This window comes from Janthinobacterium fluminis, assembly GCF_028595325.1.
Classification (GTDB): domain Bacteria; phylum Pseudomonadota; class Gammaproteobacteria; order Burkholderiales; family Burkholderiaceae_D; genus Janthinobacterium; species Janthinobacterium fluminis.
The window spans coordinates 46935-68784 of the sequence record NZ_JAQQXR010000009.1; the positions used below are offsets into that span (position 1 = coordinate 46935).

Sequence of the window (21850 nt, forward strand, 5' to 3'; positions counted from 1 at the left end):
GTCAGGCCGCCGCGCGCTGCGCGGGCGTCCTCGCCGGCTGCTGCGCCGCCGCCATCCGCGCGCGCCGCTTGCGCAGCCAGATCACCACGCCGGTCACGCTGAGCATGGCCACCAGCGCGCCCATCGCGGAAATCATCACGCGCCCCGGCAGGCCGATGATGCGGCCCGAATGCAGCGGGAACTGCGCCTGCAGGAAGATATCGCCGGCGCTGCCGGTGCCGGGCACGCTGGCGCCCGCCGGACTGCCGTCGATGCCGTCGATATACAGCCAGGCGTTGCCCAGGCCGCCGTCGCCGTGGTCCTTGCCCGGCTCGAAAAAGCCGACGCCGTACAGGCCGAACGCCGACGAATAGAAGATGCCGCCGGCCGGCGCCGTCCAGCCGCGCCGGCGCGCCTCCGCCTGGGCCAGCAGCATCACCCGCTCGCGGCCGAGCAGCGGCTCGATCGGCTTGTCCTCCGGGCGCGGCGTGCGGCTGTCGAAAGCGTTTGGCGTCAGCGTGGAAAATGCCTCGACGACGGGGCGCATCACCTGGCGATTCAAGTTCATCGACACCGACGTCACGGCCAACAGCAACAGCAAGCCCCACACCCAGACGGCGCCGGAGCGGTGCAGGTCGAAATTAAGCTTGTGCCCGCCCTGGCGCCACCGAAAAGCGAAGGACTTGCGCCAGCTGCGCCAGTTGGGGAAGGACAAGTACAGCGCGATCACACAATCGGCGACCCAGACGACGGCGATCATCCCCATCAACCATATGCCGAACTCAATGCCCCAACCATCGGGGATATGCATGGTGTAGTGCAGCTTGTACAGGAAGGGCAGCAGGTTTTCCCGCTGCAACGATACCGCCCCCCACTCGCGCCGGCCCTGCACCTGGCCGGTGGCGGGGTCGAGCGCCAACTGATTAAAGCCCAGCACATAGGGCTTGCCGGTGGCCGGGTCGATGCGCGCCTCGACCTGCAACTGCGAGGTGTGGCCGGGCTCGGCCGCCGTCAGCACATAGCCGACGCGCACGCGGGCGTCGGCCGCCTCGACGCGGCGCGCCAGTTCCAGGCCGCCGATCTGCGCCTTACCGTCGTGGCCGCTGCGGGCCTCGAACAACTGCGGATTGAGCCAGGCGTCCAGCTCGTGGTCCCAGGAGATGACGGCGCCGGTGGCGCCGGCAATGAACAGGAAGATCGCGGCGGCCAGCCCGAACCAGCGGTGCAGCACGACCAGCGCGGGACGCAACGTCAGTTTGCCCGTCGAGCGGACGGAGGAAGAGATAGGGGGTGGCATGCGGCGGCTCCGGCAATAAGTGTTCCGTTACTGGCTGGGAGGCGGCAACCTGGCTGGTTAAACGGCGATGAAGGCATCGACCTGGTCAAATGCGAATAATTCTCATTGTAGGAGATAAGCGAGCACGGCGCAACGGCGCCGCCGCCATTCACCGTGCCGTAGCACTCAAGCCTCTGACAGTTAACGACCTCGTCCCCAAGCTGGCCAAGATATCGGCAGCCGGGCTTGGCGGCACTTTTGTATGCCTTCTTGACGGCCTGCTCCGTACCATTTAACACCGCTGGAGAGGAAACGTGTGGCCGGCAAAACGCCGGCACACTGGCACGACTAACCGTGACTCGACATATGGAAACGGAGGTAGGGAGAATTTTTATTGCTCATATCACTACTCCAATATTAAATACCCACGATATCGTGGCTTCTGGAGATGTATTTTGACGAGCAATAGGATGCGCAAATTTAAATTTTGCGGAACGAATCGGTTTTTGCGGAACTGAAATTTCTAAAGCGATAGTGAATACTATCGTTGGAAGCCTTATTTTCGCTGGTGCCCGGAGCCGGAATCGAACCGGCACGCCCTTGCGAGCACGAGATTTTAAGTCTCGGGTGTCTACCAGTTTCACCATCCGGGCAGCGAGGCGAGATTCTAGCACAGCTTGCTGGAATATCACCATAGCTATCCCCGATCATATCGACGAGACCAATGGCGCACGCAGCAACAACTTGGCGTCGCAATCAGCTGTACTAGCTCAGACTTGATTGGACACGCGGCGTCGTATTATCGGCAGCTTCCGCCCCAAGCGGAAGTTCGGTTGCCAGCCTTGTTGCCTCAAAGCGGTCATGCGATCAACTAGGCAAAAGGTTGCCTCCCATCGTCTTGTTGTCTGCCGGTGTGGCATGGACTTTAGCGACGCGATCGGGTGCGTGAACGGGCGGCTCCACCAGCCGCAACGTTCTGTTCTGAAGTATCTCCGCTGTCATCCTCAGGCTCGTCGAACACCAAGCGCAGCGCGTACGGAATCGACCGAGGTCGGGTCGCGCCGGCAAACATTACGAGCAATCGCTGCACCTCGTGACGGGCAAATCCCGCCGGTGGCACGTGCAGCTCAAGACGTGCGGGAATCAGGGTACTGTCGCCCGTGCGTTTCCCCGTCCGCTCGACCTTGCCGCGCGCTTGGCGCATATGCTTGGCCAGCACGCTGGGGTCGGACCTGCCTCCCGGGGCAGAGACCGATTCGGCCAGCCGCCGCAGCAGCGACCCGATCGGCAGGCGGCTGCCGCTAGCGATGCCTTCCGCCACCCGCTGCGAGTTGAGTTCCACCGGGAACGAGATCTCGCCCAAGGCCCGTCGCACGGGCTCCCATGTGGACTGCGACGGTGCGCCACCAGGTTGAGCGTCCTTCAGAAGCTGCGCCCAGTGCGCCTCCGTGTCAACGTGGATAATCGAACCGGTCAGCGACGCCACATACAGAGCCGCGTCCATACTCAGCCCCTTGAAGATCTGGTTCTGCGCACCGTCCTTGCCTGCGGGAAGCGGTTGCAGCAGCGTGTAGGGATCGGCCTCGGCTTGGCGCTTGAAGTACGCGATTAGCCGATCCGTCATATCGGCGTCTGCCTCTGGCATGTGGTCGGCAATGAAGCGCCGCTGATACGCCTCTGGCAGCATCCAGACGACGCGCTGCTTTTCCTCTTCCGCGAGTTTCAGGAAGCGGTGCAGGCCGCCGCCCTTAGGGGGCTTCCATCCGTCGGTACGTCGCGTGAGCACTTCCCGGACATGATGGCCGAGAGGGGCACTGACCTCGCCGGGATCGGGCACCAGATGCACGAGGCCGGCGCGGATAAACGGCTCCAGCACCAGGAGCAGCACGACGTTCTTGAGCGTCTGCATCTTGTGGCCGGTGGGCGACTCGATGGGGCTGAACTCGGGCTTCATGCGCGTGCCCAGGAAGAATGGATTCACGAGCACAATCTCATCGACAAACGGCAGCCAGCCCAGCACCGTCGCCTCGACGGTGCGCGGATCGCTGAAGCCCATGTAGACCGAGCGCAGGACTTTCGGGTTAGGCTTCGGTAGCAGGGAGGCCAGATCGGTGTCTTCGGGCCACAAGCTCGCAAACGCGCGATGGATACGCTTGACCTGCTCGTCGCTCAAGTTGCGGCGCAGGTCCACCCAGGACGCTCCGTCAGACAGCCCCAGGATACCCTTAACCTCGTTGCAGAACATCAGGTTGCGCTCGCGCAGGCCGTAGACCTCCCACGACGGGCGCTCTGGGGCTGGCAGCCGCTGGCAGCAGTCCTTGAACGCGTAGGCACTGCCGCATCCGCAGAAGTCGTTGGCCCCGATGTTCTTGCGGGGGGACTCGCGCGTAAGGAATTCATGGGCCTTGGACGTACGGCCATGTTCGTCCCAATAGCCAGACGTTCCGTCCTTGTAGCCGACGTAGATTTCCCCGCCAAAGTGCCACAGGTTGTCCTTAGGTAGCAGCACCTTGGCAATCTGGGCCCATGCCCCCTTGAACTCCAGCTCCGGGTAGAGCCAGGTCTTGTCGGCGGCTGCGATGTAGCGCTTCGCCCGCGACTTGAGCAAGTGGTTAATTGCGATCACCTCTTCCCGGCTCAGTCGTCGGTCTCGGATGAAGGCGTCGGTGCGCGTCATGCCGACGCCCAGGTGTCGGGCGTTCGTGCGTAGCCGCGTCAGGTCTGGTTGATCTGGCTCCTTAGCATATTCCAGGTGAGTGAGAATCAGGCAGGTGTTGGCATCCAACGCGAACACTGTTTGAGATCCAACGGCCGCTACCATCGGATCATGCGGGTAGGCGCACTGCTCAGACGTAGCATCGACCGCCGCGTTGTAGACCGTCACTGGGTGGTCCGTCAGGATGAACTTCACATCCGAGTCGTGTGCCGAGACGATCTCCCGCACACCCTCGACCCACATAGTGCAATGCATCCAGCGCAAAGCCTGCATCTCGACCATCAGATCGACTTGGTCCAGAGCGCCGTAGCACGAGCGAATCCAGTCCAAACCCTTGGGCGTGCGCAGCTTCTGCGCTGCCATGTGCTCGAAGAAGTCCTGGAAAGATTCGTGCACATCGGCGTGATCTCCAAGCGCGAAGGCCCGGAGTGCTATCGCCCCCTGGTCGTCGATGGCACCAAACAAGTACTTCTCGACATCGTCGTTGATGATCGGACCGAAATGCGTAGTGTATAGGTCGTACTCGACGAAACATTTCTTGGTGACCGACTCACGAAGCGCATGATGCGGCACTTGTCGACCGCCAGGCAGCGTATTGCGATCCGGAGCTAGGTTGAGATGAAAGAGTCGGGATTGACCGGGAGCGAGGAAACCGCGCTGATACCACTGCGGGACATAATGGTTGTTCCTGGTCTGCTGGTCGGTCATGCGCTCACTTGGTTGGCTTTTGCGTGGATTATCACACAACCGTTACGGACTTGATGCTCACCAGATTAAGACGCGGCAGAGCGGACATCGTCGAGCGGCTGATTCTGGCCGATAGCGACGCTTCAAAACTCTAACTCATCTGACAGTTCGTGTCAGGTAAAGTCTGAGCTAGTACAAATCAGCCATGCGCGTGCTCACGCTCCAACGCGGCAATGATGCGCGGATCATCAGACTCCAGCACGTCGCGCATGTCACCATCGAAAAATGTCACACCCTCCGATCCGTCGAGGTCGGCGCGGCGCTTCCAAAACACCAAGCTGCCAACGCCAACAATCACATCCGTGGTATGTTTTTCTGGCACGGTAGAGCGTGCCAATATCTCCTCAAGAGACGGCATTTTCATATCGATGATCATTTTCTACGATGCCTCTCGGATGTAATTCAAACCAAGCTTTGCGGAAACCAATTCCCACACGCGATGATGGATTTCGACTGTTGCGTAGCTAACCGACAACTCGCCAGCCCTCACCATTTTATCAACATCCGCTTGGGCGGCCTGTATTTCAATATGATAAGCCCGTTGTATTGCGGATTCAGTGGGCCAATTTCCAACAGGCGTCATGATGTGCCTGTACCCCGGGGATACCGCGCGGACTTCAGATAGTCCGAGCCCGGCAGCACTCTCGACGTCGGCAGATGAAAATGACAAACCTGATGGGTGGTTATGCGTAAACAGTCCGCCCGCCGTGCCAACAAGATCGGCGGACGGAAACCTGACCTGATCTGGCTGGCCCGAGCGTTTCGTTATCATCGCCCCGTTTGGCCGAAAGAAAGCACCTGTCTCGTTGCTATCGCGTCGAATTGTCTCTTCAAACGTTACCGCTGCAGCACGCGCTGGCGTTGACACGTCAGCCGCGACACGCACATAGCCAGGGTCATAGATAGTAAACTTGCCCTGCGGTTGGTTAAAAGTGCGCATTTCCCCATTGTACTGCCCCACAGCGCGTCGAGCTTAATCGGTCTTCATCAGCTGCGCATGTCAACAAGGTCACGCGACGTCAGCTTGCCAGCCCGGAACAGCTCGTTTGGCATGCCGAGCAGTGTGATCATCTGCGGTCCCAGCGCGTAGACGGTCACCAGCTTGTCCATGCCGTCACCGCCTGAAAATCCAGCTCAACCAGACAAGCGGGCGTCGTATTTGAGTCGCGGCTGCGTACTCGAAGACGGGACACCTGACTTCCTGCGCGACTTTCCGGCCGGCGCAGTGTTGACCGCCGCCCGGATCGCCAAACAGCTGCGCGAACTCAAGTATCCGTCAGCGCTTGGCGCCGCGCCCGTCAATCCACGTACAGGGGATTGGCCGCCACATAGCCCCTCACCGGCTGGCTCAGCATGCCGCGCGGCGCGATCTGGCTCAGGTCGAACCCGCGCACCAGATCGGCGCCGTTGAAATTCCACGCAAACGCCCGGTCGCCGACGACAAACTTGACGACCTCGCCGCCAGTCACGTTGACCCAGCGGGTGCCCGGCTGGATCCAGACCGTGCGCGTGGCGGCCGACAAGGGCGCCGGTTCACCGATCAGGTCGGTGCGCACCGCCGCCCGGGCCGTGCCGGCGGCCGCCAGCGCCAGGGCCAGTAGCGACGGAAGAAGCAGATTGGTTTTCATAGCATGCCTCCTATCTGACAGGAAAACAGGATGCCGGCGCGCCGCGCGCCCCCGCATTACTGCCATTAGAGGAAGGCCGGCGTTTGTTGGTTCCGCCGCCGGACTACGGCGCCCCACCCCGCTCAGCCGGCCAGCGCCAGCGAGCGGTCCAGCGACAGCTTCATGTATTGGTAACTATTCGAGATGCCGTGCACGAGAATGTCGACGTATTTCGACTCGGCCTGGCGGCCGATCAGCATGCAGATAATCTCCAGCGCCTCCCACGGATGGGTGTCGTCGTACTGGGCGTGCAAACGCAGCCAGCGCGTCGCCGCCCGGCGCAGCTCGGCGCTGAACGATTGTTCGTAGGTGTCAGTCGAGCAGATCTGCGTCGCCCACTCGCCGGTCGAGCCTTCGATGGCCAGATTGGTGACGGCCATGCTGGTGGCCAGCGACGCCCGTTCGCAACTGTGCCAGCACCAGTGGTTGAGCGCCTGGCTTTCCACCGGCGCCTGGCTGTCGAACAGGTCGCGCATGCCGATACCGCAAGCCTTGGCCCATTCGACCCAATGGTCGGCATGGTTTTGCTCAACGCGGATGTTGCGCATCAAATAGCGGCGCGCCATGTTCTCGCCGGGCGAGCGGCCATATTGTATTTTGCACAGGTTGACGGCCATGTATTGCGGGAACTGCTCGATGACGGGCCAGCCGCCGACGAGGAATTGGTAGGTGGCGCCGGCGGGCAGACTGGCCTCGCGCATCATCGCGAACAGCTCGTGGCCGACAACTTTTTCTTTTGCGGCCACCGTGGCCTGCATCATGTCCTGCGCCCACGCGGGGTAGCTGTGCAAATCCATCAGCGGCCCGGTTCGTTGAAATTCCTTGTTCTGCATAGCGTGCTCCCACAATTGGAAAAGGTGTGAAGTCGGCAGCGCCGCGACTGGTTGGCGCCGAGAACGACATTTGACCGGCGGAACGGGGAACAAGTTCCGCCGTTTAGGATTTTTTCCCCGCGCCCCCGGCATCGGCCCAGTCGCGCCGCCGCCCTTGCCTACCCCGCGCTACCGGCTTGCTGATTTAACTCAGCGCGCCCCCGTCAAACGTGCGCCACCGGGAACGCCGCTGCCGTATCGCAGGTCTATCGTTTTGGCGCACACGCGACGTCCTGGTTCGTGCCCCCCAACGAGGAAACATGATGACGACAATAGATTTTCCATCCGCCGCATTTTCACTGAATGCGGCAGGCAACGTCACGGGATGGAACGCTGCCTGCCAGCGCTTGCTCGGCTATACCGACAGAGAGATACTGCTGCGCCCCTTCGCCAGCCTGCTGCCCGAGCCGCTCCGCAAAACCTACGAGGATCGCCTGCGGCAGGCGCGCGACGACGACGACGGCGCCAGCATGACGGCCGAGCTGCTCATGGCCGATGGCCAACTCTGCCCGTTCAAGCTGGCCTTCATGCCGCAGTTCGGCAAGGCCGGGCGTTTCTTCCACTACAACGTCGTCCTGGCGCCGGCGGCGCCCTGCGGCGAAATGTCCGAGCACGAGCTGGTCGGCCGCATGCCGCTCAAGGAAATGGTGGATTTCCTCGCCGGCACCTTCTACGTGATCAATCCGGCCGGCCACATCGTCATGTGGAACAAGCGGGTCGAGCAGGCGACGCAACTGAGCGGCGAGGAGCTGCTGCGCTACAATGTGCTCGACATGTTCAGCGACGAGGAGCGCGGCGCCGTCGGCAGCAAGATCAGGGCCGTCTTCGAGCACGACGGCGAACAGGTGGTGGAGGCGAATCTGCTGGCCAAGGACGGCAGCAGCGCGCCCTATCTCTTTTCCGGGGCGCGCTTCCAGATCGACCATGTTTACTATGTGTGCGGCATGGGGCTGGACATCTCCAAATTGCGCAAGCAGCAGGAACAGCTGCGCCTGCGCGAACGGGCGCTGCACGCCAGCGGCAACGGCATCGTCATCACCCGCTGCGCCGGCGCGGAAAACCTGATCGAATACGTGAACCTGGCGTTCGAGCGCATCACCGGCTACCGCGCGGCCGAGGTGCTCGGCCGCGACTCGCGCTTCATGGCCGCCCCCGGCCTCGACGAGGCCGAGCGCAGCAAGCTGCGCGTGGCCATCCATGCGCGCCAGGAAAGCCATGTCATCTTCCGCAACCTGCGCAAGGACGGCGAGGTGTTCTGGAACGACTTGACGATCACCCCCGTGCTCAACGAAAAAGGTCAGGCCACGCATTTCATCGGCGTCATCAACGACGTCACGGCCAGCATACACCGCACCTCCCACCTCGAACACGCGCTGAACCACGACGTGCTGACGGGCCTGGCCACGCGCAGCCTGCTGTGGGACCGGCTCGACCAGGCGCTGCACCTGGCGCAACGCAACAAGACGCTGGTGGCGACCGTGTTGATCGACCTGGACAATTTCAAGGACATCAACGACACCCTCGGCCACGACAGCGGCGACGAAGTGCTGCGCGTGGTGGCGCGGCGCCTGCAATCGTCGGTGCGCGACACGGACACGGTGGCGCGCCTGGGCGGCGACGAGTTCGTCCTCGTGCTCGACAACCAGCCCTCGCTACGCTTCACCTTGCGCATGATCGAGCGCCTGCGCCACGACATGGCCAAGACGGCCGTGGTCGGCGGCAAGGAGATCGACATCAGCACCAGCATGGGCGTCAGCATCTTCCCGCACGACGGTGCCAGCGTCCTCGAACTGATACAGGCGGCCGACGTGGCCATGTACCACGCCAAGGCGGCCGGCCGCAACGATGTGCATTTCTTTTCGCCCGATATGAAGCTGACGACGGAGGCGAAGAACAAGCTGGAAACGAGCATGCGCAACGCCATCGACAACAATGAGATGTTCCTCGTCTTTCAGCCGCGCATCTGCCTGAAAACGGGCAAGATCGTCGGCGCCGAGGCGCTGCTGCGCTGGCGCCACCCGGAGCAAGGCGTGCTGCTGCCGGCCGCCTTCATCGGCGAGGCCGAGGAAAACGGCCTCATCGTCCCGCTCGGCGAATGGGTCATCGATTCGATTTGCGCCATCCTGCAGCGCCTGAGCGCGCTGGGCTTCCGCCAACTGGCGCTGTCGATGAACGTCTCGTTCCGCGAGCTGAACCAAAAGAATTACATCGACTTGATCGGCAAGAAGCTCAACGACTTCCACCTGTCGCCCGAACTGTTCGAGCTGGAGGTCAAGGAAGCCTGCCTGCTGCGCAACCCGCAACTGACGCGCGACGTATTCAGCCAGATCAAGCGCATGGGCATCAAGCTGACGATAGACGAGTTCGGCGCCGGCATGTCCAGCCTGAGCAGCCTGCAAACGCTGACGATCAACCACCTGAAGATACCGAAATCCTTCATCGAGAGCATCAGCGACCAGAACACGGACGGCGTGATGGCGAAAACCATGATCGGCATCGGCCACAATATGAACATCAATGTGATCGCGGAAGGGGTGGAAACGCGCAGCCAGCTGAATTTCCTGAAGGCGAACGATTGCGACGAAATGCAGGGCAATTACTTCAGCGAACCCCTCAGCCTGTCGGCGTTCGAGCAGATGCTCGGCGCGCCGCAGGGCTGAGGCGCAACCGGCGCAAAAAAAACCCCAGGCAGGGCTGCCCGGGGTGGCTTGCGGTGGCGGAAAAATCCGCTGCTAATGGGCGGCGGCCGTGGCCGCGCCTATGCCCGTCTCCGAGCGCATCTGCTGCGACTCGTATCCTGCCCGGTCCAGGCGCGCGCGCGGGCTCTTGTCGAGGATGGAGAACAACCAGATGCCGACGAAACCGGCCGTCATCGAGAACAGCGCCGGTGACGCGTACGGGAACAAGGCATCCGTGTGGCCCAGAACGTCGACCCACACCGACTTCGACACCAGGGTCAGGCCGACCGCCGTCCCCAGGCCCAGGAAGCCGCCGATGGTGGCGCCGCGCGTGGTGCAATCCTTCCACAGCACCGACATGAACAGGACCGGGAAGTTGGCCGAGGCGGCGATGGCGAAGGCCAGCGACACCATGAAGGCGATGTTTTGCTTCTCGAACAGGATGCCCAGGGCCACGGCGATGACGCCCAGCGCGACGGTCGTCAGGCGCGAGACGCGCAGTTCGCTGGCGCTGCTCGCCTTGCCCTTCTTGAAGACGGTGGCGTACAGGTCGTGCGACACGGCCGAGGCGCCGGACAGCGTCAGGCCGGCCACCACGGCCAGGATGGTGGCGAAGGCGACGGCCGAGATAAAGCCGAGGAAGACGTCGCCGCCGACGGCCTTGGCCAGGTGGATGGCCGCCATGTTGTTACCGCCCAGCAGTTTGCCGGCCGCGTCCTTGAACTCCGGATTGGTGCTCACCAGCACGATGGCGCCGAAGCCGATGATGAAGGTCAGCACATAGAAATAGGCGATCCAGGTGGTGGCCCAGAACACCGACTTGCGCGCCTCTTTCGCGCTGGGCACGGTGAAGAAGCGCATCAGGATGTGCGGCAGGCCGGCCGTGCCGAACATCAGCGCCATGCCGAAGGAAATCGCCGAAATCGGGTCCTTGATGAAGGTACCCGGCCCCATGATGGCCTCTTTCTTGGCGTGGATGTCGACGGAGCTGGCGAACAGCGCCTCCGGGCTGAAGTTGTACTGCGCCAGCACGACGAAGGCCATGAAGGAGGCGCCCGCCAGCAGCATCACGGCCTTGATGATCTGCACCCAGGTGGTGGCCGTCATGCCGCCGAACAGCACATAAATCATCATCAGCGAGCCCACCAACACCACGGCGATCCAATATTCCAGACCGAACAGCAGCTTGATCAACTGGCCGGCGCCGACCATCTGAGCGATCAGGTAGAAGGCCACCACGACCAGCGTGCCGGAGGCCGAGAAGATGCGGATGGGCGCCTGCTTGAAGCGGTAGGCGGCCACGTCGGCGAAGGTGAAGCGCCCCAGGTTGCGCAGGCGCTCGGCCATCAGGAAGGTGATGATGGGCCAGCCGACGAGGAAGCCGATGGCGTAGATCAGGCCGTCGTAACCGTTCAGGAAGACGGCGGCGGAAATGCCCAGGAAGGAGGCGGCCGACATATAGTCGCCGGCGATGGCCAGGCCGTTCTGGAAGCCCGTGATGCCGCCGCCGGCCGTGTAGAAGTCGGCCGCCGACTTGGTCTTGGCGGCGGCCCATTTGGTGATGAACAGCGTGAAGACGACGAAGGCGCCGAACATCAGGATCGCGGTCCAGTTGGTGGCCTGCTTGTCGGCCTGGCCCAGGTCGGCGCCGGCGGCCAGCGCGGCGCCGGCCGCGGCCCACAGCGCCAGCGCGGCGCAACTGCTTTTCCGGGAAATCATGCCAGCACCCGCTGGCGGATGGCGGCGGTCAGCTCGTCGAACTCGCTGTTGGCGCGCCGCACATAAAAGCCCGTGACCAGAACCGTGAAGATGATGACGAACAAGCCCAAGGGCATGCCCCAGGTCATCACGCCGGCACCGATGCGGGTGCTCAGGAACTCCTTGTTGAAGGCGATCAGCAGGATGAAGCCGTAGTAGACCGCCATCATCATCCAGGTCAGCGTCCAGCCGAAGCGGGAGCGCGTGGCCACCAGTTTTTGATAGCCGTGATCCGCCTTGATTTTTTGAACCATATCGTCGTGCATGCTTGTCTCCAGTTTTTTATAGTGCCCCGTTGAGGCTAAGGTCAGCGTAAAGCGGCTGCCTTACCGGCCCCTTACGCGGACCAATAAAAAAGCGAAAACCTGCAAGACGCAGGCAGGGACGGACAGGGGCCGCGCCCCCGCCTGTTTACATGCCCGTCAAGCGTCCAGCGCGCTCTTAATCTGCTGCAACGACGCCGGATCGTCGATGGCGCTCAGGTCGCCCGGACTGCGCCCCTCGCAGACCGCCTGGATCGAGCGGCGCAGCAACTTGCCCGAGCGCGTCTTCGGCAATTGCGCGACGAAGTACACGCGGGCCGGCCGCGCCACCGCGCCCAGTTGGTGGTCGACCACGCCCATGATGTCGCGCTCCAGCGCCAGCCGCCCCTCCGGCGTGGCGGCCTGCTGCGCATGCTTGAGGATGGCGAAGGCCACCGCCACCTGCCCCTTGAGCTTGTCCTCGACGCCGACCACGGCCACCTCGGACACATTGGCGTGGCTGGAAATACTCTCCTCGATTTCGCGCGTGCCGAGGCGGTGGCCGGCGACGTTGATGACGTCGTCGGTGCGGCCCAGGATGAAGTAGTAACCGTCGGCGTCGCGCACGCCCCAGTCGAAGGTCGAATACACCTGCATGCCGCTGAAGGTGGACCAGTAGGTGTCGACGAAGCGGGCATCGTCGCCGTACACGGTCTGCATGCAGCCCGGCGGCAGCGGGCCGTCGATGACCAGCACGCCTTTCTCGTTGGCGCCGCACTCCGCGCCGCTCGACTCGTTCAGCAACTTCACCTTGTAGCCGTACATGGCCACGCCGGGGCTGCCCAGCCGGGTGGCCTTGTCCTCGATGCCCTTGGCGATGGACAGGATGGGCCAGCCGGTTTCCGTCTGCCAGTAATTGTCGATGACGGGCACGCCCAGCTCGGCGGCAATCCACTGCGACGTGGTTTCGTCGAGCGGCTCGCCGGCCAGGTACAGGGCCTGCAGCGAGGACAGCTCGTACTTGCGCATGAACTCGGGCGGCTGCTTGCGCAACACGCGAATCGCCGTCGGCGCGGAAAACATGCGCGCGACGCGGTACTTCTCGACGATGCTCCACCAGATGCCGGCGTCCGGGCAGGTCGGCAAGCCCTCGTACATGATGGTCGCCATGCCGGCGATCAAGGGGCCGTAGACAATATAGGAATGGCCGACCACCCAGCCGATGTCGGAGGTGGCGAAAAAAGTCTCGCCCGGCTTGCCGCAGAAGTTGTACTTCATCGACGCGGCCAGCGCCACCGCGTAGCCGCCGACGTCGCGCTGCACGCCCTTCGGCTTGCCGGTGGTGCCCGAGGTGTACAAGATATACGAGGCCTCGTTCGACTCCAGCCAGGTCACCGGCACGCGCGCGTCCATGTGCCGCGCGCGCAGGGTCGCGTAGTCGACGTCGCGCCCGGCCACCAGGGCCATCGGCGCCAGGCCGCGGTCGACCAGCAGCACCTTCGCCGGCTTGGCGGTGGACAGCTCGATGGCTTCGTCCAGCAGCAGCTTGTAGGGGATCGCCTTGCCGTTGCGCGAGCCGGCGTCGGCCGCGACCACCAGCACCGGCTTGGCGTCGTCGATACGGCTGGCCAGGCTGTTGGCGGCGAAACCGCCGAACACCACCGAGTGGATGGCGCCGATGCGCGCGCAGGCCAGCATCGCAAAGGCGGCCTCGGCGATCATCGGCATGTAGATCAACACGCGGTCGCCCCGGCCGACGCCCAGCGCCAGCATGACGGCGGCGCAGCGCTCGACTTCGGCCTGCAGCTCGGTGAAGGAATAGGTTTTTTCGGTATTGGTTTCGGTGGAGATGGCGATCAGCGCGGCGCGCTGGCCGGCGCTGGCGGCCCAGCGGTCGACCGCGTTGTGGCACAGATTGGTCCTGCCATTGACGAACCATTTGGCGAACGGCGGTCGGGAGTAGTCGAGCACTTGCGAAAACGGGGTGTTCCAGTCGATCAGCTTCGATTCTTCTTGCCAGAACTGTTCAGGCGCGTCGATCGAATGCCGATGGAAGTCAGCGAAATTCATGTCTCCTCCGATATTTTTGCAAATCAAGGGCCGGCGCGACACCTCCCGATGGCGGCGCCGGAAGCTGCACGTGCGGACAGCGGCGGAACGCCGCGAACGGCTTCCGCTTGCGCGCCTGTGCCGATGCGGAACGTCAGAACGCGTCGCCGGGCACGCGCACCCAGCCCTCCATCAGCACCCGGGCGCTGCGGCTCATGACGGCCTTGGTCACGCGCCATGCGCCGCCGGCCTCGCTGGCCTCGGCGCCGACCCGCAAGGTGCCGGAGGGGTGGCCGAAACGCACCGCCTGGCGCGGCCCGCCGCCGGCGGCCAGGTTCACCAGGGTGCCGGGGATGGCCGCGGCGGTGCCGATGGCGACGGCGGCCGTGCCCATCATCGCGTGATGCAGCTTGCCCATCGACATGGCGCGCACCAGCAGGTCGACGTCGCCCGCCGCGACCGGCTTGCCGCTCGACGCGATGTAGGCGGCCGGCGCGGCGACGAAGGCGACCTTCGGCGTATGCTGGCGCTTGGCCGCCTCGTCGACGTGTCCGATCAGGCCCATGCGCAGCGCGCCGTGCGCGCGGATGGCCTCGAACCTCGCCAGCGCCTGGGGATCGAGGTTGATGGCGTCCTGCAGCTCGGTGCCGGTGTAGCCGATCGCCGCGGCGTCGACGAAGATGGTGGGGATGCCGGCATTGATCATGGTGACCTTCAGCACGCCGATGCCGGGGACGTCCAGCTCGTCGACCAGCCGCCCGGTGGGGAACATGGCGCCGCCCGCGCCCTCCTCCTCGGCCGCCGGGTCGATGAACTCCAGCTTCACTTCGGCGGCCGGGAAGGTCACGCCGTCCAGCTCGAAGTCGCCGGTTTCCTGCACGGCGCCATTGCTGATCGGCACGTGCGCGATGATGGTCTTGCCGATGTTCGCCTGCCAGATGCGCACCACGGCCACGCCGTCGTGCGGCACGCGGCCGGCGTCGACGAGGCCGGCGCTGACGGCGAAGGAGCCGACGGCGGCGGACAGGTTGCCGCAGTTGCCGCTCCAGTCGACGAAGGCCTTGTCGATGGCCACCTGGCCGAACAGGTAGTCGACGTCATGGCCGGGCTGTTTGCTGGCGGACAGGATCACCGTCTTGCTGGTGCTGGACGTGGCGCCGCCCATGCCGTCGATCTGCTTGCCGTAGGGGTCGGGGCTGCCGATGACGCGCAACAGCAGCGCGTCGCGCGCCGCGCCCGGCTGCTGCGCGGCCGCCGGTAAATCCTGCAGGCGGAAGAACACGCCCTTGCTGGTGCCGCCGCGCATATAGGTGGCGGGAATTTTGATTTGCGGAATATGGGCCATGGAATAAGTTCCTGGAAAGGCCGGACGCCGCGTCGCCGCGGCGTCCGGCATTGCGCCGGATGGGCGCTGTTAGGCGGCCTTGGCCGCGGTCGACGCCAGGAAGTCCTGGGCGAAGCGCTGCAGCACGCCGCCCGCTTCGTAGATCGACACCTCTTCGGCCGTGTCGAGGCGGCAGATCACGGGCACGTCGAGCCGTTCGCCGCTCTTGCGGTGGATGACCAGCGTCAGCGTGGCGCGCGGCGCCCGCTCGCCCAGCACGTCGAAGGTTTCACTGCCGTCGATCTGCAGGGTGAGGCGGTTCACGCCCGGCATGAACTCCAGCGGCAGCACGCCCATGCCGACCAGATTGGTGCGGTGGATGCGCTCGAACCCTTCGGCCGCGATGGCTTCGACGCCGGCCAGGCGCACGCCCTTGGCGGCCCAGTCGCGCGAGGAACCCTGGCCGTAGTCGGCCCCGGCGATGATGATCAGCGGCTGCTTGCGGGCCATATAGGTTTCGATGGCTTCCCACATGCGCGTCACCTTGCCCTCCGGTTCGACGCGGGCCAGCGAGCCGGCCTTGACCTTGCCGTCCTCGCGCACCATTTCATTTTTCAGCGTCGGGTTGGCGAAGGTGGCGCGCTGGGCCGTCAAGTGGTCGCCCCGGTGCGTCGCGTAGGAGTTGAAGTCCTCCTCCGGCAGGCCCATCTTCGCCAGGTACTCGCCGGCGGCGCTGTCGAGCATGATGGCGTTCGACGGCGACAGGTGGTCGGTGGTGATGTTGTCGCCCAGCACGGCCAGCGGCCGCATGCCCTTCAGCGGCCGGGCGCCGGCCAGCGCGCCCTCCCAGTACGGCGGACGGCGGATATAGGTGGTTTGCGGGCGCCAGTCGTACAGCGGGCTGACCTTCTCGCCATCGTCTTCCTGCCGGGCGAACATCGGAATGTAGACCTTGCGGAACTGCTCAGGCTTGACGCTGGCGGCGACAATCGCGTCGATTTCCGCGTCGGACGGCCAGATGTCCTTCAGCGTCACCGGATGGCCGTCGGCGTCGATGCCGAGCACGTCCTTTTCGATGTCGAAGCGGATCGTGCCGGCGATCGCGTAGGCCACCACCAGCGGCGGCGAAGCCAGGAAAGCCTGCTTGGCGTAGGGGTGGATGCGGCCGTCGAAGTTGCGGTTACCGGAAAGCACGGCGGTGGCGTACAGGTCGCGCGCCACCACCTCTTGCTGGATCACCGGGTCGAGCGCGCCGGACATGCCGTTGCACGAGGTGCAGGCATACGCCACCACGCCGAAGCCCAGTTGCTCCAACTCCGGCAGCAGGCCGGCCTCCTCCAGATACAGCGTCACCGTCTTGGAACCGGGCGCCAGCGAGCTTTTCACCCAGGGCTTGCGGCTCAGGCCGCGCCGGTTGGCGTTGCGCGCCAGCAGGCCGGCGGCGACCATATTGCGCGGGTTGTTGGTGTTGGTGCAACTGGTGATGGCGGCGATGATGACGGCGCCGTCCGGCATGCGGCCCGGCTCGTTCTCGACCTTGCCGCTGATGCCGCGCGCGGCCAGCTCCGAGGTCGGCACGCGGTTGTGCGGATTGGAGGGGCCGGCGATGGTGCGCACCACGGTGGACAAGTCGAAGCTCAGCACGCGCTCGTACTCGGCGCCCTTCAGGCTGTCGGCCCACAGCCCCGTGCGGCGGGCGTAGAGTTCCACCAGCTTGACCAGCTCGTCATCGCGGCCGGTGAGCTTCAGGTACTTGATGGTCTGCTCGTCGATATAGAACATCGCGGCGGTGGAGCCGTACTCCGGCGCCATATTCGAAATGGTGGCGCGGTCGCCCAGCGTCAGGTGGGCCGCGCCCTCGCCGTAAAACTCCAGGTAGGACGACACCACCTTTTGCTTGCGCAGGAACTCGGTCAGCGCCAGCACCGTGTCGGTGGCCGTGATGCCCGGCTGCGGCTTGCCGCTCAGCTCGACGCCGATGATGTCCGGCAGGCGCATCCAGGAGGCGCGGCCCAGCATCACGCTTTCCGCTTCCAGGCCGCCCACGCCGACGGCGATCACGCCCAGCGCGTCCACCATCGGCGTGTGCGAGTCGGTGCCGACCAGCGTGTCCGGGAAGGCCACGCCGCCGGCCGTCTGCACCACCGGCGACATGCGTTCGAGGTTGATCTGGTGCAGGATGCCGTTGCCCGGCGGGATCACGTCGACGTTCTTGAACGCCTTCTTGGTCCAGTTGATGAAGTCGAAGCGGTCTTCGTTGCGGCGCTCTTCGATGGCGCGGTTCTTGTCGAAGGCGTCGGCGTCGAAGCCGCCGCACTCGACGGCCAGCGAGTGGTCCACCACCAGTTGCGTCGGCACGACCGGGTTGACCAGGGCCGGGTCGCCGCCCTGGGCGGCGATGGCGTCGCGCAGGCCGGCGAGGTCGACCAGCGCGGTCTGGCCGAGGATGTCGTGGCAGACGACGCGGGCCGGGAACCAGGGGAAGTCGAGGTCGCGGCGCCGCTCGATGAGCTGGCTCAGCGATGCGTCCAGCGTGGCCGGGTCGCAGCGGCGCACCAGATTCTCGGCCAGCACGCGCGAGGTGTAGGGCAGCTTGTCGTAGGCGCCTGGCGCGATCGCGTCGACGGCGCCGCGCGCGTCGAAGTAATCGAGCTGGGTGCCCGGCAGGGGTTTGCGGTTTAAGAGGTTCATGGCGTCGTAACGTAAAGGGTGAGGTGCGGGGAAGGCTTTACTTGCGCTCGGAAATGGGCACGAACTGCAGATCTTCCGGCCCCACGTAATTGGCGCTCGGACGGATGATCTTGTTGTCGATGCGTTGCTCGATGATGTGGGCGGCCCAGCCGGAGGTGCGCGAAATCACGAACAGCGGCGTGAACATCGCCGTCGGCACGCCCATCATATGGTAGGACACGGCCGAGAACCAGTCCAGGTTGGGGAACATCTTCTTGATGTCCCACATCACCGTTTCCAGGCGCTCGGCGATGTCGAACATCTTCATCGAACCGGCTTCCTGCGACAGTTCGCGCGCCACCTCCTTGATGACCTTGTTGCGCGGGTCGGAGATCGTGTAGACGGGATGGCCGAAGCCGATCACCACCTCCTTGTTGGCGACGCGCTCCTTGATGTCGGCTTCGGCCTCGTCGGCGTTCTCATAGCGTTTCTGGATCTCGAACGCCGCCTCGTTGGCGCCGCCGTGCTTCGGACCGCGCAGCGCGCCGATCGCGCCCGTGATGGCCGAGTGGATGTCGGAGCCGGTGCCGGCGATGACGCGGCTGGTGAAGGTGGAGGCGTTGAACTCGTGCTCGGCGTACAGGATCAGCGAGGTGTGCATGGCCTTTTCCCACGACGCCGGCGGCTTCGCGCCGTGCAGCAGGTGCAGGAAGTGGCCGCCGATCGAGTCGTCGTCCGTTTCCACGTCGATGCGCTTGCCGTTGTGGCTGAAGTGATACCAGTACAGCAGCATCGAGCCGAACGAGGCCATCAGACGGTCGGCGATGTCGCGCGCGCCCGGCGCGTTGTGGTCGTCCTTTTCCGGCAGCGCGCAGCCGAGCACCGACACGCCGGTGCGCATCACGTCCATCGGGTGGGACGCGGCCGGCAGCGCCTCCAGCGCCGCCTTGACGGACAGCGGCAAGCCGCGCAGCGACTTCAGCTTGGCCTTGTAGCCCTTCAACTCGGCCGCGCTCGGCAGCTTGCCGTGTACCAGCAGGTAGGCGATTTCCTCGAACTCGCAGCTGTCGGCGACGTCCAGGATGTCATAGCCGCGGTAGTGCAAATCGTTGCCGGTCTTGCCGACCGAGCACAGCGCCGTGTTACCGGCGGTCACGCCGGACAGGGCGACGGATTTTTTAGGTTTGAAGCCTGCGGCTGCTTGTACACTCATGTTGCTCTCCCAAGGAAATAGATAAATTACTTTTTCTGCGCCGCGAACAGCGCGTCGAGCTTTTGCTCGAAGGTGTGATAGTTGATGCGCTCATACAGTTCCATACGCGTCTGCATGGTGTCGACGACGTGTTGCTGCGTGCCGTCGCGGCGGATCGCCGTATAGACGTTCTCGGCCGCCTTGTTCATCGCGCGGAAGGCCGACAGCGGATACAGCACCAGGCCGACGTCGGCGCCCCGCAACTCCTCGGTGGTGAACAGCGGCGTCGCGCCGAACTCGGTGATGTTGGCCAGCACCGGCACCTTGACGGCCTTGGCGAACTGCGCGTACATCGCCAGGTCGGTGATGGCTTCCGGGAAAATCATGTCGGCGCCCGCTTCGACGCAGGCGATGGCGCGCTCCAGCGCCGCATCGAGGCCCTCGACGGCGAGCGCATCGGTGCGCGCCATGATGACGAACTGCGCGTCGGTGCGGGCGTCGACGGCGGCCTTGATGCGGTCGACCATCTCCTGCTTGCCGACGATTTCCTTGCCCGGCCGGTGGCCGCAGCGCTTGGCGCCGACCTGGTCTTCGATATGCAACGCGGCGGCGCCAGCCTTGATCATCGACTTGACGGTGCGGGCGACATTGAAGGCGGACGCGCCGAAGCCGGTGTCGGCGTCGACCAGCAGCGGCAGGTCGCACACGTCGGTGATGCGGCGCACGTCGGTCAATACGTCGTCCAGGTTCGAAATACCCAGGTCGGGCAGGCCGAGCGAGCCGGCGGCGACGCCGCCGCCGGACAGGTAGATGGCCTTGAAACCGGCCCGTTTCGCCAGCAAGGCGTGGTTCGCGTTGATCGCCCCGACCACTTGCAGCGGGGATTCTTCTTGCACGGCCTTGCGAAATGCGGCGCCTGCGGAGGTTTGGCTCATGTCTTCACCTTATGGTTGCATTGTGTTGCGTGGATGAGAATTGAATAGGATATTGCAAGCACCGTGCCACCTCGCCCCGCGCCGCGCTGGCGTGCGCCGATCCTTGCCGAATTTACTTCATAATCAAAGACTTAATTCCACAATCATCAAGATGGATCAATTTTCATCAAAAAAATGTTTCATGAAAAACGTTTCAATGTGTGTTTCACATTGAAACACAAAAACGTTTCATGAAACAGTTCGGGCAACACATGGGCAACATCTACATCGGCATTTCCGGTTGGCGCTACCCGCCGTGGCGGGGCGTGTTCTATCCGCGGGGGCTGAAGCAGGCGCACGAACTGGAATACGCCTCGCGGGCGCTGCCGACAATCGAGATCAACGGCTCGTTTTACGCCCTGCAGCGGCCGCACAGCTATGCCGCTTGGTACGCGGCGACGCCGGCCGATTTCATCTTCAGCCACAAGGGCAACCGCTTCATCACCCACATCCAGCGCCTGCGCAACGTCGAAGTGCCGCTGGCCAATGTGTTTGCGTCCGGCGTACTCAAGTTGCGCGAAAAGCTTGGGCCTTTCCTGTGGCAATTCCCGCCCAGCTTCCGCTACGACGCCGAACTGGTCGAACATTTTTTCCGGCTGCTGCCCCAGGACAGCGAGCAAGCGCTGCTACTGGCCCGCCATTGCGATCCACGCATGCTCGGCCGCAGCGAGCTGGCCATCGACGGCAAGCGGACGCTGCGGCACGCGATGGAGATACGCCACGACAGCTTTGCCGATCCCTCATTCGTGGCGCTGCTGCGCAAATACCATGTGGCGCTGGTGGTGGCGGACACGGCGGGAAAATGGCCGGACTATGCGGACGTGACGGCGGACTTCATGTATCTGCGCCTGCACGGCGACAAGGAACTGTATGCAAGCGGCTATACCGACGCGGCGTTGGCGCGCTGGGCCGACCGGATTGCTCTCTGGCACGCCGGAGCGCAGCCGGCGGACGCACGCCGCATCAGCGACAGCGAGCCGGCGCGGCATGCCAGCCGCGATGTATTCTGCTATTTCGATAACGACATCAAGGTCAAGGCGCCGTTCGACGCCTGGCGCCTGATAGAAAAACTGGGATTGGCGAACGGCTTGGCGCCCCTCGTCATATGAGCGCAGGCCCGCTTAGCGCAAGACTGGCACTGTTGGCCGCGAAGCGGGATACGCGGCGGCCGTGTGCGGCGCCACGGCGGATGGCGCCTTGAGCAAGTTGTACATGGCGATTTGCGTGCTCGTCGACGACAGAAACAAGGCAATCGCCACGCCCACCACCCAAGTCCGCATCTTGCTGAACTCACTGTGCATTTCAGCTTTCGTTACCAGACTCGGCAAGATATCATCAAATCTCTGCCTCAATTCGGCCAACGCCGTGTTCGTCTTCAGTAACTCTTGATGCATTTCCTGCCGCAACTCGGCCATATCGGTCTTCATCGTCAATCGCAACTGATCCAATTCCCGCATCAGCTCATGCTTCAACTCGGCCATATCGGTCTTCGTCGCCAATCGCAGTTGGTCCAATTTTTGCAGCAGCTCATGCTTCAGCTCTGCCATGTCGATTTTTGTCGCCAATCGCAGTTGGTCCAATTCCTGCATCAGCTCATGCTTCAGCTCGGCCAAATCGGTTTTTGTCGCATAGTTCGACTTAATCACGGCAACATCAGTCCTGATGGCAGTGAGCTCCTCTTCCAGCACGAATAGGCGCGATTCCAT

17 protein-coding genes and 1 tRNA gene are annotated in these 21850 nt (G+C 63.8%); 2 read left to right on the top strand and 16 right to left on the bottom strand.

Annotated features, from left to right (window positions below; genetic code table 11):
* Position 1 precedes the first annotated feature (1 nt).
* The 8 genes from OIK44_RS20155 to OIK44_RS20190 form a co-directional block, all read right to left on the bottom strand.
* A complete protein-coding gene (locus tag OIK44_RS20155) occupies positions 2 to 1228 on the bottom strand; it encodes a PepSY-associated TM helix domain-containing protein (RefSeq protein WP_273673576.1) in 1227 nt (408 codons plus the stop codon).
* Between the two features lie 593 nt (positions 1229 to 1821).
* Positions 1822 to 1908: transfer RNA gene (locus OIK44_RS20160), tRNA-Leu, on the bottom strand.
* A gap of 272 nt (positions 1909 to 2180) precedes the next feature.
* Positions 2181 to 4679 carry a DUF4238 domain-containing protein gene (locus tag OIK44_RS20165; protein WP_273673365.1) on the bottom strand — a complete coding sequence of 833 codons (2499 nt, stop codon included), beginning with the start codon at positions 4677 to 4679 and terminating at the stop codon, positions 2181 to 2183.
* A 178-nt stretch (positions 4680 to 4857) separates the two neighbouring features.
* Positions 4858 to 5094, bottom strand: a complete 237-nt coding sequence (locus OIK44_RS20170) for a hypothetical protein (RefSeq protein ID WP_273673366.1) — start codon at positions 5092 to 5094, stop codon at positions 4858 to 4860.
* 3 nt (positions 5095 to 5097) lie between these two features.
* The gene (locus OIK44_RS20175) at positions 5098 to 5658 is read right to left on the bottom strand and encodes a hypothetical protein (protein WP_273673367.1); all 561 of its coding nucleotides are present in this window, start codon (positions 5656 to 5658) and stop codon (positions 5098 to 5100) included.
* Positions 5659 to 5705: 47 nt separating this feature from the next.
* The gene (locus tag OIK44_RS20180; RefSeq protein WP_273673368.1) at positions 5706 to 5828 is read right to left on the bottom strand and encodes a hypothetical protein; all 123 of its coding nucleotides are present in this window, start codon (positions 5826 to 5828) and stop codon (positions 5706 to 5708) included.
* Positions 5829 to 6016: 188 nt separating this feature from the next.
* The gene (locus OIK44_RS20185; protein ID WP_273673369.1) at positions 6017 to 6346 is read right to left on the bottom strand and encodes a CzcE family metal-binding protein; all 330 of its coding nucleotides are present in this window, start codon (positions 6344 to 6346) and stop codon (positions 6017 to 6019) included.
* A 122-nt stretch (positions 6347 to 6468) separates the two neighbouring features.
* Complete coding sequence (locus tag OIK44_RS20190; protein ID WP_273673372.1) at positions 6469 to 7218, bottom strand: iron-containing redox enzyme family protein; 750 nt, start codon at positions 7216 to 7218, stop codon at positions 6469 to 6471.
* A gap of 299 nt (positions 7219 to 7517) precedes the next feature.
* Between OIK44_RS20190 and OIK44_RS20195 the strand changes: the two genes are divergently transcribed.
* Entirely contained in the window at positions 7518 to 9917 is a 2400-nt protein-coding gene (locus tag OIK44_RS20195) for a sensor domain-containing protein (RefSeq protein WP_273673375.1), read from the top strand.
* Between the two features lie 72 nt (positions 9918 to 9989).
* Here the strand turns inward: OIK44_RS20195 and OIK44_RS20200 are convergent, their stop codons facing one another.
* The 7 genes from OIK44_RS20200 to prpB all read right to left on the bottom strand — a co-directional run bounded on the left by OIK44_RS20200 (position 9990) and on the right by prpB (position 20105).
* On the bottom strand, positions 9990 to 11654 hold the full coding sequence (locus OIK44_RS20200) for a cation acetate symporter (protein WP_273673376.1): 1665 nt from the start codon (positions 11652 to 11654) through the stop codon (positions 9990 to 9992).
* Positions 11651 to 11959 carry a DUF485 domain-containing protein gene (locus OIK44_RS20205; protein ID WP_273673377.1) on the bottom strand — a complete coding sequence of 103 codons (309 nt, stop codon included), beginning with the start codon at positions 11957 to 11959 and terminating at the stop codon, positions 11651 to 11653. Before OIK44_RS20205 ends, OIK44_RS20200 begins: the two co-directional genes overlap by 4 nt.
* Before the next feature lie 156 nt (positions 11960 to 12115).
* A complete protein-coding gene (locus OIK44_RS20210; RefSeq protein WP_273673379.1) occupies positions 12116 to 14005 on the bottom strand; it encodes a propionate--CoA ligase in 1890 nt (629 codons plus the stop codon).
* Between the two features lie 133 nt (positions 14006 to 14138).
* Positions 14139 to 15329, bottom strand: coding sequence for a 2-methylaconitate cis-trans isomerase PrpF (gene prpF / locus OIK44_RS20215; RefSeq protein ID WP_273673381.1), 1191 nt, complete (start codon positions 15327 to 15329; stop codon positions 14139 to 14141).
* 69 nt (positions 15330 to 15398) lie between these two features.
* Positions 15399 to 17999, bottom strand: a complete 2601-nt coding sequence (acnD, locus tag OIK44_RS20220; RefSeq protein WP_273673382.1) for a Fe/S-dependent 2-methylisocitrate dehydratase AcnD — start codon at positions 17997 to 17999, stop codon at positions 15399 to 15401.
* A 37-nt stretch (positions 18000 to 18036) separates the two neighbouring features.
* Positions 18037 to 19191, bottom strand: a complete 1155-nt coding sequence (gene prpC / locus OIK44_RS20225) for a bifunctional 2-methylcitrate synthase/citrate synthase (RefSeq protein ID WP_273673384.1) — start codon at positions 19189 to 19191, stop codon at positions 18037 to 18039.
* A gap of 26 nt (positions 19192 to 19217) precedes the next feature.
* Positions 19218 to 20105, bottom strand: a complete 888-nt coding sequence (prpB, locus tag OIK44_RS20230; RefSeq protein WP_273673385.1) for a methylisocitrate lyase — start codon at positions 20103 to 20105, stop codon at positions 19218 to 19220.
* A 251-nt stretch (positions 20106 to 20356) separates the two neighbouring features.
* Between prpB and OIK44_RS20235 the strand changes: the two genes are divergently transcribed.
* On the top strand, positions 20357 to 21253 hold the full coding sequence (locus tag OIK44_RS20235; protein ID WP_273673577.1) for a DUF72 domain-containing protein: 897 nt from the start codon (positions 20357 to 20359) through the stop codon (positions 21251 to 21253).
* 12 nt (positions 21254 to 21265) lie between these two features.
* On the opposite strand, the gene OIK44_RS20240 is transcribed toward OIK44_RS20235, so the two are convergent.
* Entirely contained in the window at positions 21266 to 21850 is a 585-nt protein-coding gene (locus tag OIK44_RS20240; RefSeq protein ID WP_273673386.1) for a hypothetical protein, read from the bottom strand.